Here is a 15,575-nt window from a genome sequence, read left to right as displayed (position 1 = left end):
TGCCGGGACCGGCCCTGTGATGACCGCCCGGTGCGTAGGGGGCCGGTGCGACATACGGGGGTCGTCAGCGGCTCGACTGCTTCGAGACTAACTAACTAGTTAGCCAGTCCGCAATCCTTGACATCGGCGAGGATTGGTTCCAGTCTGACTGACCAGTTAGTCAGTGCGGTCACGCCCGGCCCGGTCCCCTGCCGGCCGTCACCCCTGCGCAGCCTCACCACCCATCGCCGCCGCTGCGGCGTGGAGGAGGATCCGATGCAGCCCCCAACCACCCAGGCACCCGTCGCCGACGGCGCTCCGGGCACCGCCGAGAACTCCCCCGGGCAAGCACTCCCCGCGCGTTATTACACCGACCCCGCCATCGCCACGGCCGAGACCGAACTCGTCTTCGCCAAGTCCTGGCAGCTCATCTGCCACGAGACCGACCTTCCCGGTCCGGGCGCCCGGCTGTCCGCCACCGCGGCCGGCCGGAGCGTCCTGGTGGTCCGCACCGAGGACGGCGGCCTCGCCGCCCACCTCAACGTCTGCCGGCACCGCGGAACCCAGCTGGTCAGCTCGCCCGAACCGGCCGGCAAAGCCATCCGCTGCCCCTACCACGGCTGGACCTACCGGCTGGACGGATCCCTGGTCGGCGCCCCCGAGGCCCGGCAGATCCCCTGCCTGGACAAGCCGCGCCTGGGCCTGCATTCTGTCCGCGTCGAGTCCTTCCTCGGCTTCGTGTTCGTCAACCTCGACCCCGACGCGGTGCCGCTGGCGGAACAGTGCGCCGGCCTGGCCGAGGCCATCGGGCACTACACCGGGCCAGGACTCGTACCGGTGGGCCGCGGCCGCATCCACGACCTCGCCGGAGCCGAGGTGCAGAAGGCCAACTGGAAGGTGGTCGTCGACAACTACCTGGAGGGCTACCACGTGCCCGTCGCCCATCCGGGGCTGATGCGACTGCTCGACTATCAGGGGTACACCGTCGACATCACCGAGTCGTACGCATTGTTCGAGTCCCCACTGCGCGACAAGCCCTCCTCGAACTGGGCCGAGCGCCTCTACCAGTGGGTCGCCTCCCCCATGCCCGGCCTGGCCAAGGCCGACCGGCGGGTATGGCGCTACGCGGTGATCTACCCGAACACCCTGATCGACCTCTACCCCGACCATGTGATCGCCTGGACCGCGCTGCCCACCGCGCAGGACCGCACGGCCCTGCCGGGGGGCTTCTACACCCGCCAGGGCACGAGCGCCCGCACCCGGCTCGCCAGGCGGCTGAACATCCACATCGGCTGGATCACCAACGACGAGGACGCCGAACTGGTCGCACGCGTCCAGGCAGGGCTCAGCACACCGGGGTACGAGCCCGGACCGCTGTCGCGCCGCGAGGCCGCCGTCGGCTGGTTCGCCCGCCGGCTGCGCAACGACATCGAGGGGAAGCGACCGTGACCGGCGTCCCGGCCCGGTGCCGGCAGTCGACGCCCGTCACCGGCCTGCCGGCGTCCCGCGCCGTGTTACCCGCCACCGGCTGACATCGCCGGGTCCGGCGCCGCACGCACGTCCCCAGACCGGCTTTCCTTACTGCGGAGACAGGGCCTCCGTGAGCCCACAGCCGGTCCAGCCCTGGAGCTGTGCCATTCCACTACGGAGAGGACGATCCGTGTCCCCCGAGGTACCTCCACCATCACGACGCTCCCTGCTGCGAGCGGCCGCCCTCGGCGCGCTCGGCGCCGCGGGTGCCGCCTCACTGGGCGGCTGCGGGTTCGCGCCCGTGAAGAGCTCCGACGACCAGGACCGGGCACCGATCGATGTGCGCGTCGACGGCGACCTCGTCTACTTCAACTGGGCCGATTACGTGGACCCGGCCGTCTTCGACGGCTTCCGCAAGGAATACGGCGTCAAGATCATCCAGTCGAACTTCGACTCGATGGAAGGCATGGTCGCCAAAATCAACGCCGGCAACCAGTACGACATCATCTTCCCCACGGCCAAATGGGCCCAGCGGCTTGCCCGGGGCGGAAAACTGCACCGGATCGACCACGCCAAGCTCACCCACAGCCAGTCCGTCCTCGGCAAGCACGCCTACTTCGCCGACCCCTGGTACGACCCGGGATCCGCCCACACCGTCCCGTTCACCGTCTACAAGACCGGCATCGGCTGGCGACGCGACCAGATCGGCGACCTCACCGGCTCCTGGGAAGACCTGTGGAACCGCAAGGCCAAGGGCAAGACGTTCCTGCTCGACGACCGTGACGAGGTCCTCGGCATGGCGGCGCTCAAACTCGGCCTCGGCATCAGCACCAGCGACACCGGCGACCTGGACCGCATCACCTCGCTGCTCAAGACACTGCGCCCCAGTCTGCGCGGCTTCTCCAGCGACAGCTACAACAACCTGCTCAACGGCAACGCGGCGATAACCCAGGCCTGGAGCGGGGACATGGCCGCGATGCTGAACCAGGCCAAGGACCCCTCCGTGTTCGGCTTCCAGGCCCCCAAGGAGGGCACGCCGATCAACTCCGACTGCTACGCCATCCCCTCCAACGCCCGCCACCCCGGGACCGCGATGCTCTTCATCGACTACATGCTCCGCCCGGAGAACGTCAAGAAGAACATCGAGTACATCGGCTACCCATGCCGGTGGTCGGCACCGAGGACGTCTACGCCGCGCTCGTCAAGCCCTTCCCCGAGTGCATCGTCACCGACGACGACCTCAAGGCGGACCTGTTCTTCCGCAACGGCACCCGCGTGCAAGAAGACGCGCGGGACACCGCCTGGACCCATGTGAAGGCCGGCTGAGATGCTGAGACTCAAGCGCGCACGGCGCCCACTGCCCGGCCCCTCCGCCGGCGGCGCCCGGTTGTGGACCTGGCTCATGGTCCCCGGCACCCTGTGGATGACCGGCTTCCTGATCGCTTCCCTGCTCCTGGTGGCCACCCTCGCCGTGGGCACCACCGATGACCTCGGCAACCCCCGGTTCGGATTCGACCTGAGCAGCATCCGGGCGCTGGCCGACCCCGCCTACGCGGGCGTCATGCTGCGCTCCCTCGGCTACGCCCTGCTGACCTGCGTCATCTGCCTGCTGGTGGCCTACCCGGTCGCGTACACGATCGCCCTGCACGGCGGACGGTTCAAGAACGCGCTCATCTCGGCGATCGTCGTGCCGTTCTTCGCCAACTACCTGGTGCGCATGTACGGCTGGTCGGTGGTGCTCTCCGACGACGGGCCCGTACTGACCACCCTGCGCAAGCTGGGTCTGGCCGACTCCGGGACGAAGATCCTCAATACGGGCTTCGGCGTCGTGGCCGGACTGGTCTACGGATTCGTGGTCTTCATGATCATTCCCCTGTACGCGGCCCTGGAACGCCTGGATGTCTCCCTGATCGAGGCAGGCCGCGACCTGTATGGCGGTCCGGTCCGCACGTTCTTCCACGTCACGCTCCCGGCGACCCGCCAGGGCGCGGTGGCCGGCCTGGTCCTGGTCTTCCTGCCGGCCATGGGCGACTTCGTCAGCGCACAACTCCTGGGGGGACCGGACCAGATCATGATCGGCAATCTCATCCAGGACAAGTTCTTCCAGGGCCAGAACTGGCCGCTGGGCTCCGCCCTGACCATGATGCTGATGCTGGTGCTGCTGATCGGCATGCTCGGCTACCTGCGGCGCACCCGCAAGGACGAGGCGGAGGCCCGCCGATGACCGTACACAGTCCTTCCACCACCGCTGTGCCTGCTCAAGCCCCGCCTCCACCGGCCCGTCGCCCGCGGGCTCGGCGCCGCGGCGCCGAGCGCAGGCCCCGCTTCGCCATCGCGGTCACGGCCCTGTTCTTCGCGCTGCTCTACCTGCCCATCGTCGTCGTGGTGCTGTACTCCTTCAACTCCAAGAAGTCGCTGACCGTCTTCGGCGGCTTCAGCCTGCGCTGGTACCGCGCCTTTCTCCACGACGGCGTGCTGCTCGGCTCGCTCGGCGCCAGCCTGAAGATCTCGCTGGTGGCCATGGCCGGATCCATCGTGCTCGGTGGGGCGCTGGCCCTGGGACTCGTACGCTGCCGCAGCCGCCTGGGCTCCCTGGCCGGCCTGGTCCTGCTGGTCCCGCTGATCACACCGGAGATCGTCACCGGGGTGGCGTCGATGCTGCTGTTCAAAGGGCTGGGCATAACCCTGTCCATGGGCACGGTGATGATCTCCGAGATCACCTTCTCCATCTCCTACGTGACCGTGATCCTGCGCTCACGCGTCGCCGCCCTCAACCCCGAAGTGGAAGAAGCCGCGATGGACCTGGGCGCAACCAGGTGGCAGGCACTACGACTGGTGACCCTGCCGGCCCTGCTGCCCGCAGTCCTGGCCTGCGCGGTCCTCATCTTCGCGCTGGTCTTCGATGACTTCGTCCTGGCCTACTTCACCACCGGAGTCGATCCCCAGCCGGTCTCCGTGCGGATCTACTCGGCGATCCGCTTCGGGGTACAGCCCACCATCAACGCCCTGGGAACGCTGATGCTGGCCGGATCCATCGGACTGATCGCACTGGCCCTGACCATTCCCCGCCTGTTCGGCCGTCGCGGCGGCCTCGATCTCCTCTCAGGGAAGTGACACCCATGGACACGACTCCCGCAGTCCGGCTCGACGGCGTCTCCAAGCAGTTCGCGGACTCCTACGCCGTCCGTGACGTCACCCTCGACATCGCGGCAGGCCAGTTCTTCTCCCTGCTCGGCCCCTCGGGCTGCGGCAAGACCACCTCACTGCGCATGATCGGCGGGTTCTCCGACCCCACCGAGGGCGCCGTGCTGCTTGCCGGGGAAGACGTGACGGCACTGCCGCCGAACAAGCGCAACGTCAACACCGTCTTCCAGAGCTACGCGCTGTTCGACCATCTCAGCCTCACCGACAACGTGGCCTTCGGCCTCAAACGCAAGCGCGTGCCCAAGGCCGAAATCAAGCAACGCGTCGGCGACATGCTGGACCTGGTCCAGCTCAGCGGGCTCGCCAAGCGCAAGCCCGCGACCCTGTCCGGAGGCCAGCGACAGCGGGTCGCCCTGGCCCGCGCACTCGTCAACCGGCCGGCTGTACTGCTGCTCGACGAACCGCTGGCCGCCCTGGACCTGAAACTGCGCCGCCAGATGCAGGTGGAGCTCAAGCAGATCCAGCGCGAGGTCGGCATCACCTTCGTGTTCGTCACCCACGACCAGGACGAGGCCCTGACCATGTCCGACCGGGTGGCAGTGATGAACGCGGGCCACGTCGAACAGTGCGGCACGCCCGAGGACGTCTACGAGCATCCCGCCAGCCGCTTCGTCGCCTCGTTCATGGGCACCTCCAACCTGATGACGGGGACCTACCGCGGCGGCGACATCGTGCTCGAGCAGGGGCTGTCGCTACCCGTGGGCCGCCGCGACGGCATCGCCGAGGGCAGCGCGGTGAGCATGTCCATCCGACCGGAGAAGATCTGGCTGTCCGACTTCGAGCCCGGCATGTCAGTGATGCGCGGAGTGATCAGGGAGACCGTGTACTCCGGGCCGACGACGACCTACCTGATCGAACTCGCACCCGGGGTCACACTGTCGGCGCTGGAGCAGAACACCGCGCGGTCCCGCAATGAGGACCGGTGGAGCGGCGGCGAGAGCGTAGAACTCGGCTGGAAACCCGAACACTGCCTCGTTCTGAGCTGAGCCGCGGCTCCCCCGCCGCTCCAGGAAACATCGCCCCACCCCGGCCGACCGTCCCGCCACGAGCACACCGCCGCACGGATCCCGCGCACCGCCCCGCCGGCCCCCGGGCCCTGGGCTCCCAACCCATGGGCTCCGCCGGGCCGGCAGGGCGGCGTGCCCGGGCGCGGTCGACGGCGCCGAACACCAAGACAAGGACTGAACGAGATGAACCATGACGTCATCGTGCTCGGCGCCGGCCTGGCCGGACTCGCCGCGGCCCGGGACCTGGTGGCAGGCGGCGCGGACGTGCTGATCCTGGAAGCCCGGGACCGGGTGGGCGGAAGAGTAGAGCAGGCAGCACTGCCGGACGGACGCCAGGTCCAGCTCGGCGGAGAGGTCGTGGGTCGCGCACACACCTCGTACCTGGCACTGGCTGCGGAACTCGGCCTGGAGCTGGTTCCCAGTTACGTGGCCGAGCCGGGACTCATCACCCGGTCCACGCCGGAGACGAACTCCGCCGGCGACCCGCCCAACTGGTTCGGGCCCGGAGACCAGGCGCAGCACGAGCAACTCACCGCCGAATTCGTGGCCATGGCCAAGACCGTCGATCCGGACGACCCCTGGTCGCACCAGGAGGCGGCCACCTTGGACCGGCTCTCGGTGGGTGGCTGGCTGCGCGCGCGTCACGCCTCACCCGCGGTCGTACGGCTGTGGGAGATCGGCCAGCTCAGCCTGGCCGGCGGATCCTACGAACGAACCTCACTGCTCGCCGCGCTGCGCAAGAACGCAGCCGTGCCCAGCTCCGGACACTACGACTACGAGGACTGGGAGGGCCTGCGCCTGGCCGAGGGATCGGCGACGATGGCCGCGGTGATGGCGCGCGAACTGCACTTCCGCGTCCGTCTGGGGTCGCCGGTGGCGGCAGTGGACATCCGGCCCGGCCGATGCGCGGTCCGCCTGGCCACCGGCGAGATCCTGACCGCGGGCGCGGTGGTCAGCGCCCTGCCGGTCGGCCCGCTGCGTTCGGTCGCCGTCACCGGTGTCAGTGACGAGCGCCTCGCCTCGCTGCACCGTCAGCGCAACGCCGTGACGGCGAAGTTCGCCGCCGTCTACACCGAACCGTTCTGGCGTGCCGGCGGACGCAACGGCCTGTCAGAATCCGAGGGAACCCTCGGCTCCACCTGGCCGCAGGGGGAAGGAATCCTGTCGGCTCTCGTCCCGCCCGAACGCTACGGTGTCCTGCTCGGCACCCCCGCCCATCTGCGCACCCCGGAACTGCTCGGCGAGATCGCGGGACTGTTCGGGGACCGGGCCCTGCGACCCGAGGCCTGCTACCTGCGGCTGTGGGGCACCGATCCGTGGACCCAGGGGTACGTCACCCAGTGGTCGCCGGGCGAGGTGATGGCGGTGGGCCCGCTGCACGGCACGCACGAGCCACCGTTCTACGTATGCGGCTCCGACCAGTGGGTCGCCGGATACATGGAGGGTGCGGTCCGTACCGGTCGCGCCGCCGCACAGGAGGCGCTGCGCCGTGGCTGACACCCGCCCGCTCACCGTCGTGACCAACCACATCGGCGGAGCCGACGTACCTGCCGCCTCAGGAGCCACCACCCGGCTCATCGATCCCGCCACGGGGCAGATCAACGCCCGCGCGCCGCTCTCGGACACCGTCGACGTCGATGCGGCGTGCGCAGCGGCCCAGGCCGCCTTCGAGCACTGGTCGCTGACCACGCCCGCCGAGCGTCAGCGCGCGCTGCTGCGGATCGCGGATGCCATGGAACGGCACGCGGAGGACTTCAAGGCTGCGGAGGTGGCCGACACCGGCAAGCCGCCGGAGCTGTTCCGTACGGACGAACTGCCCGCGATCATCGACACCGTACGGTTCTTCGCCGGCGCCGCGCGCGGCCTTCCCGGCAGCGCCGCCACCGAGTACACACCGGGCCGCACATCGGTGCTGCGCCGGGAACCGGTCGGGGTGTGCGCGCAGATCACCCCGTGGAACTACCCGCTGATGATGGCGGTCTGGAAGCTCACCCCGGCCCTGGCCGCAGGCAACACCACGGTACTCAAGCCCGCCGACACCACACCGTCCTCCACGGCGCTGCTCGCGCGGATCGCGGCCGAGTTCCTGCCACCGGGGGTGCTCAACGTCGTCTGCGGCGACCGCGACACCGGACGGGCGCTGGTCGGTCACCCGGCGATCCGGCTCATCGCGGTCACCGGCAGCGTACGGGCGGGCCAGGAGATCGCCGCGGCGGCCGCCGCGGACCTCAAGCGGGTCCATCTGGAACTCGGCGGCAACGCACCGGTCCTGGTGTACGACGACGCCGACATCGACGACGCCGTCCGCCAACTGGCCCCACTCGCCTTCTACAACGCCGGCCAGGACTGTACGGCAGCCACCCGGATCCTCGTCCACCACCGGGTGTACGACGCGTTTCTGACCGCCTTCACCGAACAGGCCGGACGACAACTCCCGGGCGCCCCCGGGGAACCTGACGCCTCCTTCGGCCCGCTCAACAGCGCCGCGCAGCTCAGCTCGGTACGCGACCTGCTGAACCGGCTGCCGGACCATGCCCGGATCGTGGCAGGCGGTTCCGCCCTGTCCCGGCCCGGCTTCTTCCACCAGGCCACCGTCGTCGCCGGGGTACGCCAGGCCGATGAGATCGTGCAGCGGGAGGTCTTCGGCCCCGTCGTCACGGTGCAGTCCTTCGCCGACGAGACCGAAGCCCTCCGACTCGCCAACGGCGTGCCGCAGGGCCTGGCGGCCAGCGTATGGACCAGTGACCACCAGCGGGCGATGCGCGCCACCCGGGCACTGGACACCGGGATCGTGTGGATCAACACTCACGGCACGACGGTTTCCGAGATGCCGCACGGCGGCGTCAAGCACTCGGGCTACGGCAGCGACCTGTCACTCGCCGGACTGCTCGACTACACCCGGGTCAAGCACGTGATGTTGTAGCCACCCGGATCCTGCCCGACCGCGCTATACGTCGTGATGGCTCGGACTACTCACAAAGCGCGCTCCATGCACACCAGTTGATCCCGCTCGTCCCACGACTCAACGACGGTGAACCCGAGCCGCTCGTACAGGGCAATCGCACCCGTCCGCCACTTCCACACCGACAGCCCAACGGTACTGACGCCGCTCTCCGCGGCATGCGTAAGCGCGGTGTCGATCAGCGCGGACGCGACACCCCGGCCCCGGAATGCCGGGTCCGTCCACAGCCTCTTCACCTCTGCCCGACCATCGACGGGGGCGGTCACCACCAGACAGCCCAGAGCGGTGTCCCCGCTCAACGCCACCAGCACGACATCGTCGACGAAGGCGGTCTGCGGGTCCACGACCTCTGTCCGATAGCGCTCCGGCAACCCGTCCACACCGGCAACGGCCTCGCCCTTCTCCGCCTCCGTCCGCAGATGGTAGGCCAACAACAGCTCAGCCAACCCGCTCTCGTCCGAAGGGCGCCGGCCTGGCCGGCGGACGACAACAACCTCGGGTTGATCAGTCATGACGTCAGCATCACACGAGCCGTATCGGAGTCGGGACGAGCCCCTTGATCCACTTTCGCGACAGGCCTCATCAGAAGGAACGGACTACCGGTCCTGGTCCACGAGCGCGTAGGCCCGGACGGGGAAGGTGCCCATGCCCTCGACCGCCGGCGGTGCGGCGTTGAAGCGGAACCCGTGGGGCGGCAGCTGCTCCAGCCCCCGCAGGTGCTCGACCACGGGGATGCCCGCGCCGAGCAGCAGGGTGTGGGCGGGCCGGGTCCCGTCCTTTGTGCTGTCGATGTTGAGCGAGTCGATCCCCACGAGGGCCGGCCTCCGGTCGGCGAGCCAAGCCGCCGCCTCGGCGGTCAGGAAGGGGTGACCGATGCCGTACTGCTCGGTGCCCCAATGCCGGTCCCAGCCGGTGTGGATCAGCACGGCCTTGCCGGTCACGTCGTGCGGCAGCAGGAGCGCCCGGTCGACCGCGGGCCCCTCGGTGCCCGTCACCCGGACCACGATGCCGTCGAGGTCGGTCAGCCGTTCCAGCGGCAGCGCGGCGAGGTCGTCCCCGTCATCAAAGCGATGGAAGGGGGCGTCGACGTACGTACCGGTGTTGGCCACCATCGCGATGTGTCCGATGGAGAACTCGGTGCCCGGCGCATAGGTGCCGCGGGAGGCCTCCCGGGACAGGTGCTCGCCGATCTCGGGTCCCGGCAGCCCCGGAAGGGTCACCATGCCCTGACGGATCGGATGGCTCAGGTCCACGGTCCGTCCCCCGGAGGAAGCGCTCCCTTCCGCGCCGCGAGATCCCTTGTGGGGCTCGCGCAGCATCTGCCGCTCGCTGATCCGTACCTCGCCGACCATGAGCAGGCCGAGGTGGCGCACGAGCAGCTCCCCGACCTCCTGGTCACTGATGTCCGGACCCGGCACGTCCAGTCGGAACCCCTGGGTCTGAAGGGCTCCGCCGTTGGCGAAGACGACATCGGCGTCGAACTGCACGCGCCATTGCTCAATGGTTTCCATACTCCGATGATCAGTGAAGCCTTGCTTTATTTCAATCACGATTTTCTGAAGTACCACTACAGTTCTGCTTGTGACTCCTCCCCGCCATAAATGACGGGGCTTCCTGTTACGCCGGGTTGGCGTCGCAGCGGACCAGCCCGGCCCGTAGAACGTTGAGAGCGCCCACCGTGTCAGCGTGCGCGTTGTGGCCGCAGGCGAGGCAGTGGAACTTCTCCTGAGTGGTGCGGTTCTCCGCTGAGACGTGCCCGCATGAGGGACAGGTCCGGGAAGTGTTGCGGGGGTCCACGGCGATAATCGTCCGGCCGGCGCTTTCAGCCTTGCTGGTCAAGATCGCGAGGAACACCCCCCAACCCGCATCGAGGATGCTGCGGTTGAGTTCGGCCTTCGCCGCTGCCCCGTTGGGAAGGAAGACGCCTGCCTGTTCAGGGTCGGGCTTCGGCGCGGGAGCCTTGCTCATGTTGCGGATCTTGAGGTCTTCGTGCGCGATGAGGTCGTGTTCCCGAATGAGGTCGAGCGCGGTCTTGTGCGCGTGGTCCAGGCGTTGACGGCGGACCTTGCCGTGCAGGGCGGCGACCTTCTCCACGGCCCGGCGGTGCTTCTTCGTCCGCTTGTCCCGGCGGACGCGAGGCAATCCCTTGAGTGCCCGCTGGGCCTCGGCGAGGGCGTCGGCATGACGACGGCCGAAGTGGGGGTTGGGTACGAACTGACCGTTGGAGTCGGCGAGGAAGCTGGCTATGCCCAGATCGATGCCGATGACCGATCCGGTCTTGGGCAGCGGCTCGGGCTTCGCCTGCTCGGTGGTCAGCACGACGAACCACTTGCGGCCCTCGCGCTTGACGCTGACGGTCTTTACCTTGCCCACCACCGGGCGATGCTGGTTGACCTTGACGTGTCCGACGCCTTGGAAGCGGACGCGGGTGGCGTGGCCAGGGAGCGAGTCCCACCGGCAGCCATCGCCGTCCTTCGGGAACTCCACCGTGTCGAACCAGTTCTGCCCGCGAAAGCGCGGGTAGCCGGGCGTCTGCCCGGCCTTGACGCGGCAGAAGAACGCCTGCATCGCCTTGTCGAGGCGGCGCAGGGTCGCCTGTTGCGACGAGAAGGACCAGCGCCCTTGCCGCTCCGGGTCGAACGCCCGGATGTCCTTGAGCTGCGCGGACTGCATCCCGTACTTGACGCTCGTCTTCGAAACGTGCCGCCAGGCGTCACGGCGTTCCTGCAACGCCCCGTTGTAGAGGGAGCAGTGATCCCGCAACATCTCGCCCAGCGCCTGCTCCTGGCGCACGGTGGGCCGCATGAGGAACTTGTACGCACGAATCACCCAGCCCACCCCCCTCTCGTCAACCCGATCAACATAGCGGGCGCCACTGACAACGCAGCGAACTCCGGCGCTGCGCGCCTCCAGGCCGAGGATCGCATTCCCGCCTGGCGTAAACGCCGGGATTCCCTGCGAATATCAGGGGATGGAACTCGACCCCAGGCGGCTGCGTGTCCTGCGTGCGGTCGCTCTGCGCGGGGGCGTCATGGACGCGGCCCAACTGCTGCATCTGTCCCCGTCCGCCGTCTCTCAGCAGCTCGTCCAGCTGGAGCGGGAGGTGGGCCTGCCGCTCGTGGACCGCTCACGACGCAGAGTCGGGCTCACTCCCGCCGGACGGGTGCTCGCCGCGCGCGCGGAACGCATCGAACAGGAGTTGGCCGAGGCGCGACGTGAGCTCACGGAACTCAGCGGCCGCGTGGCCGGACCGGTCACAATCGCCGCGTTCTCCACGGCGATCTGCCACCTGGTCGCGCCGGCGCTGCGCGCGATCGTGGAGGCGTATCCCGACCTGGAGCCGCGAGTGGTCGAGCTGGAAGGCCCTGCGGCTCTCCGCGAACTGCGCACCGGCGGTTGCGACATGGTCGTCACCGAGCACGACGGCGACAGTGGCGAATCCTCCGACGGGCATGGTCTGGCCTCCTCACCCGTGGCCGACGACGAGTACCGCGTGGTGACGCCCACAAGCTGGCCGCAGCCGGCCTCGATCCGGGACCTGGCCGGCCGGCCCTGGGTCGCCGGCCCTGAGGACACCGCTTGCGGCCGGGCACTGCTGCGGATCTGCGCCGACAACGGTTTCACCGCCCGCCGCGACCACACCTGCAGGGAGTTCCCCACCGTCCTGGCCATGGTGGCAGCGGGTGCGGGAGCGGCCGTCGTGCCCACTCTGGCACTCGGCGGGACACCGCCGGCGCCCGTTTCGGTGCCCGCCGTGCCGGTCGTCGGCCACCGAAGGATCACCGCGCTGTTCCGCCGCTCGGCTCCCGAGCCCCTCGTTTCCGCCGTCGTCCAGGCATTGAGAGACTCCGCCGCTCAGGCCGGACTGATCCCGGTGTCCGAGACTGACTCCCCCGCCGGGGACCGCTGTCCGGATGATCCAGAGGTGGGCCCTGGAGCCCTGGCGAAAGGGAAGCCAAGAGTTTCGAGCAGGACGCGGGGGTCGAGAAGCTTTGAGTGGCACGGGGTACAGGGTCGTCAGAGGTGGCGGTGGGGGAGCTCGCGGGTACGTACGCGGCCGGCGCAGGTCCAGGCGCGGGTGCCCGGACGATGCTTCGGTGCACGGTCCCTTCGGCAGCCTTCAGCTGAGCTGCTCGGCTGGTCCGACGATGATGCCCTCGGGGCCTCGCACGTAGCAGAGCCGATAGCTGTCCTCGTACTGGGCCAGCTCGCCGACGAGTTCGGCGCGTGGGTGCGTAAGCGGGCAACGACGTCCTCGATGTCGTCGACGGCGAACATGACGCGCCGAATGCCCAGCGTGTTCGCCGGCGCGTCCTTCGGCTCGGCGCTGATCGCCTTCGGCGTGTGGAACATCGCCAGCTCAATGCGGCTGTGGCGGACGGCGCCGAGGCGATCCTGAGGACGCTGTGGGCCCGGCGGGTACCGGCGACGTTCTTCATGACCGGGCGCTTCGCCGCGAACAACCCCGCGCTGGCCGATCGGCTCGCCACCGCGCAGAAATGGCAGGCCGCTTCGTGGAAACTGCCCAGCGACAACACCGCTCTGGTGACGACGATCAACTCGCAGACCCAGCAGTCGATCATTGTGCATCTAACGCACGCGACGGGAGACTGGCGTGTCGTCAGCACGGAGAAGGGCAGCGGATCCGACCTCTGTCACCACTCGGGATCCGTGTGCCTGCTCCGGGATATCGTCGCCGCTACCCCTCCGACACCACCCCACAGACTGGGCCCTGACCGTAGTGGTCGCGGCTTCGGGAACAGCGGCAACAGCAGGTCGCGCATGGCAGGTGCTCGATCCGTCGGAAGCGTCAACTGTGGAAGTGCTTTGGTCCCTCGGAGTAGACGCCGGCGAATTGGGACCACCAGGGATCCCGGGCGAGTCGCCAATGTTGGGATCATCACTGGAGCCGGTCGGCCCACGGATGCGGTCCGTAAGCCTGGGTGATGGCGTGAGCGAGCCAGTGTCGCTGGGTGTCAGTGAGCGTGGGCAGGACAGCGTCGAGGTCTGTTTCGTCCTTGGGCCGCGGCTCCTTGGCCTTGTAGAAGAGTTGCACCTCCGGTGCGAGGTAGGGGATACCGTCGGCAGAGATCAGGCCGAGCGTGTCGATCGGACGGCGTACTCGCGGATCACGGCGTGATACCCACTCCTGGTCATGGGCTTCGTCGAGCATGATCTGGATGCGCCAGGGTTCGTCTGGCCCTGGCTGGCACCAGATGTCATGAACGCTCTCAGGAAGAGCCTCGCCGGATGCCCACGGGCGCAGCCTCCCCGGAGGATCGACGGCCCACAACCTCCAGCCCGGCAGAGCCTGTTGCACGGCGATCTGATCGCGCCGCAGTAGCAGGACGTCAATGTCGCCGTGCTCTCGGATGCGGTGGCCCACCGCGAGTTCAATGGCGAAGCCACCCGCCACCCACCAGGGAGTCTTCAGGTCGCAGAACCGGTCAGCGACTTCGGCAAGGGACGCGGGATCCCATCTGTTCAAGGGGGTGTGCTCGTAGGTCATGTCGTCCATCCTGTTCCGTAAACCACCTCGATGTGCTGATGGCCTGAAGGTGTCAGGTGCTCGCCGACACACGAGGCCTGCGATCGTCCGCCACCGCTCCCAGCCGTCGCCGGGGGCGCTTGCCGAGCTCACGAGCCTGTTCGCGCCCGGCGGCATCAACCGCTGAGCAGCGCTCCTCGATCCTTCTCGGTGGCAACGGCGCCGGCGGAGAGGAGCGTCGCAGCGGCGAGGCTGCCCCACAGGGCGGCCGAACCGTGGGGTGCCAGAGCGGTGATGACGGCCGGGGAGACGGCGAGGCCGAGGCCCGTTGAGAGCCCGAAGCGGGCCAGGGCGCGTCCCAGGGCATGGGCCGGGGCGAGGACGGTGACGAGCGCGGTGGCGCTGCCGGCATAGATGATCTCGCCGACCGTGCAGACCACGGACACCGTGGCGACGGCCGGGGCACCCCACCCGTGTCCCAGTGAGGTGGCCGCGAGGAAGCCGAGGTAGGACGCGGTGAGTACCACGCCGGCGAGAGCGAGCACGGTCCGTCGGGAGAAGCGGGACATCAGGACGGTGAGCGGAATCTGCAGGGAGACCACCAGCACCGTGTTGGCCACGAAGATGGCTGCCGACCACACCGGGGATGCGTGCAACTGTGTCACCAGGACCAGAGGGAGCGCGATTTCGGGGATGTTGAGGCAGAAGGCGTAGATCACGTTGGCGGCCAGCAGCGCGCGCATCCGGGGTGCGGGCACGTCGTCGCTGTCCTTGACGGGTGTTGCGGCCGGATGCGCATGGAGGTGGACCGACCACGCCAGGGCCGCGGCAGTGAGATAGGCGAGCCCGGTGACGGCTGCCAGCACTTGCAATGCGGTGGTGCCGCCCGCCAGGCATGCGGTGGCGAGGAGCGCGCCCACGCCCAGGCCGGCGTTGCGCAGGGCGCGGCCTGCCGCGAGAGCGGTGTCGCGTTCCCGACCGTGGGCGACCGTGGCCACGAGAGCCGCGTGGGCGGCCGGCCAGGCCTGGTTGCCGATGCCGAGGAACAGCGCCGCCGTCGCGAACAGCCAGACGTGCCCCGCCGGAGTGGCCAGCAGCAGCGCCACACCCAGCACCCGCACCAGCATCGACGCCGCCACAACCGTGCTGCGTGCGCCCCGGTCCAGCCATCGGCCCACCGCCGGCATGCACACCAGACCCATGACGACGCCGACCGTCATGGCTATGCCGGTGTCCGGCGCGGACAGCCGCAGCACCGTCACCCCGTAGAGCAGCAGAAAGGGCCGCAGCAGGCCGGTGCCGAGCGCGTCCACGGCCAGGGCGACGGCATAGCGGGGGCCTCCGGAGGCACGGACGAGGGCGCGGGGCTGGATCTTGGTGGTGGTTGCCATAGCGGCAACGGTGCGTTCGGCCGCCGGGCCGGCCACGTCGGTTGACGGACACCGTCAATCGACGCCGTCGCCGG

12 protein-coding genes and 2 pseudogenes are annotated in these 15,575 nt (G+C 69.0%); 8 read left to right on the top strand and 6 right to left on the bottom strand.

Annotated elements, in window-relative coordinates; genetic code table 11:
• Positions 1–255: 255 nt before the first annotated feature.
• The 7 genes from AC07DC_RS16495 to AC07DC_RS16465 all read left to right on the top strand — a co-directional run bounded on the left by AC07DC_RS16495 (position 256) and on the right by AC07DC_RS16465 (position 8,583).
• Positions 256–1,428 carry an aromatic ring-hydroxylating oxygenase subunit alpha gene (locus AC07DC_RS16495; RefSeq protein ID WP_478915081.1) on the top strand — a complete coding sequence of 391 codons (1,173 nt, stop codon included), beginning with the start codon at positions 256–258 and terminating at the stop codon, positions 1,426–1,428.
• A gap of 211 nt (positions 1,429–1,639) precedes the next feature.
• Positions 1,640–2,764, top strand: coding sequence for a polyamine ABC transporter substrate-binding protein (locus AC07DC_RS16490; protein ID WP_478915080.1), 1,125 nt, complete (start codon positions 1,640–1,642; stop codon positions 2,762–2,764).
• Positions 2,765–2,776: 12 nt separating this feature from the next.
• The gene (locus AC07DC_RS16485; protein ID WP_478915079.1) at positions 2,777–3,673 is read left to right on the top strand and encodes an ABC transporter permease; all 897 of its coding nucleotides are present in this window, start codon (positions 2,777–2,779) and stop codon (positions 3,671–3,673) included.
• Positions 3,670–4,563 (top strand): ABC transporter permease, encoded by an 894-nt coding sequence (locus AC07DC_RS16480; RefSeq protein ID WP_478915078.1) that lies wholly within the window; start codon positions 3,670–3,672, stop codon positions 4,561–4,563. The genes AC07DC_RS16485 and AC07DC_RS16480 overlap by 4 nt, the downstream gene beginning before the upstream one ends.
• 5 nt (positions 4,564–4,568) lie before the next feature.
• Positions 4,569–5,639, top strand: coding sequence for an ABC transporter ATP-binding protein (locus AC07DC_RS16475; protein WP_478915077.1), 1,071 nt, complete (start codon positions 4,569–4,571; stop codon positions 5,637–5,639).
• 204 nt (positions 5,640–5,843) lie between these two features.
• Entirely contained in the window at positions 5,844–7,157 is a 1,314-nt protein-coding gene (locus tag AC07DC_RS16470; RefSeq protein WP_478915076.1) for a flavin monoamine oxidase family protein, read from the top strand.
• Positions 7,150–8,583: an aminobutyraldehyde dehydrogenase gene (locus AC07DC_RS16465; protein ID WP_478915075.1), complete on the top strand. Its 1,434-nt coding sequence runs from the start codon at positions 7,150–7,152 to the stop codon at positions 8,581–8,583. The genes AC07DC_RS16470 and AC07DC_RS16465 overlap by 8 nt, the downstream gene beginning before the upstream one ends.
• 50 nt (positions 8,584–8,633) lie before the next feature.
• Here the strand turns inward: AC07DC_RS16465 and AC07DC_RS16460 are convergent, their stop codons facing one another.
• From AC07DC_RS16460 to AC07DC_RS16450, 3 genes are all read right to left on the bottom strand, one after another.
• Positions 8,634–9,134 (bottom strand): GNAT family N-acetyltransferase, encoded by a 501-nt coding sequence (locus AC07DC_RS16460; RefSeq protein WP_478915074.1) that lies wholly within the window; start codon positions 9,132–9,134, stop codon positions 8,634–8,636.
• An 84-nt stretch (positions 9,135–9,218) separates the two neighbouring features.
• Positions 9,219–10,133 carry a cyclase family protein gene (locus tag AC07DC_RS16455; protein ID WP_478915073.1) on the bottom strand — a complete coding sequence of 305 codons (915 nt, stop codon included), beginning with the start codon at positions 10,131–10,133 and terminating at the stop codon, positions 9,219–9,221.
• Between the two features lie 106 nt (positions 10,134–10,239).
• Positions 10,240–11,451, bottom strand: coding sequence for an RNA-guided endonuclease InsQ/TnpB family protein (locus tag AC07DC_RS16450; protein ID WP_478915072.1), 1,212 nt, complete (start codon positions 11,449–11,451; stop codon positions 10,240–10,242).
• Between the two features lie 142 nt (positions 11,452–11,593).
• Here AC07DC_RS16450 and AC07DC_RS16445 point away from each other — a divergent pair.
• Positions 11,594–12,463, top strand: a pseudogene (locus AC07DC_RS16445) (LysR family transcriptional regulator); the annotation flags it as partial.
• A 279-nt stretch (positions 12,464–12,742) separates the two neighbouring features.
• On the opposite strand, the pseudogene AC07DC_RS16440 reads toward AC07DC_RS16445, so the two are convergent.
• From AC07DC_RS16440 to AC07DC_RS16430, 3 genes and pseudogenes are all read right to left on the bottom strand, one after another.
• Positions 12,743–12,996 (bottom strand): annotated as a pseudogene (locus AC07DC_RS16440) (VOC family protein); the annotation flags it as partial.
• Between the two features lie 526 nt (positions 12,997–13,522).
• Positions 13,523–14,131 (bottom strand): nucleotidyltransferase domain-containing protein, encoded by a 609-nt coding sequence (locus AC07DC_RS16435; protein ID WP_478915071.1) that lies wholly within the window; start codon positions 14,129–14,131, stop codon positions 13,523–13,525.
• Between the two features lie 155 nt (positions 14,132–14,286).
• Positions 14,287–15,501, bottom strand: coding sequence for an MFS transporter (locus AC07DC_RS16430; RefSeq protein WP_478915070.1), 1,215 nt, complete (start codon positions 15,499–15,501; stop codon positions 14,287–14,289).
• Between the last annotated feature and the right edge of the window lie 74 nt (positions 15,502–15,575).

This window comes from Streptomyces sp. NPDC045021, assembly GCF_056432645.1.
Note: the sequence above shows the minus strand (reverse complement) of the source record. Positions and strands in the feature narration are given on the sequence as shown.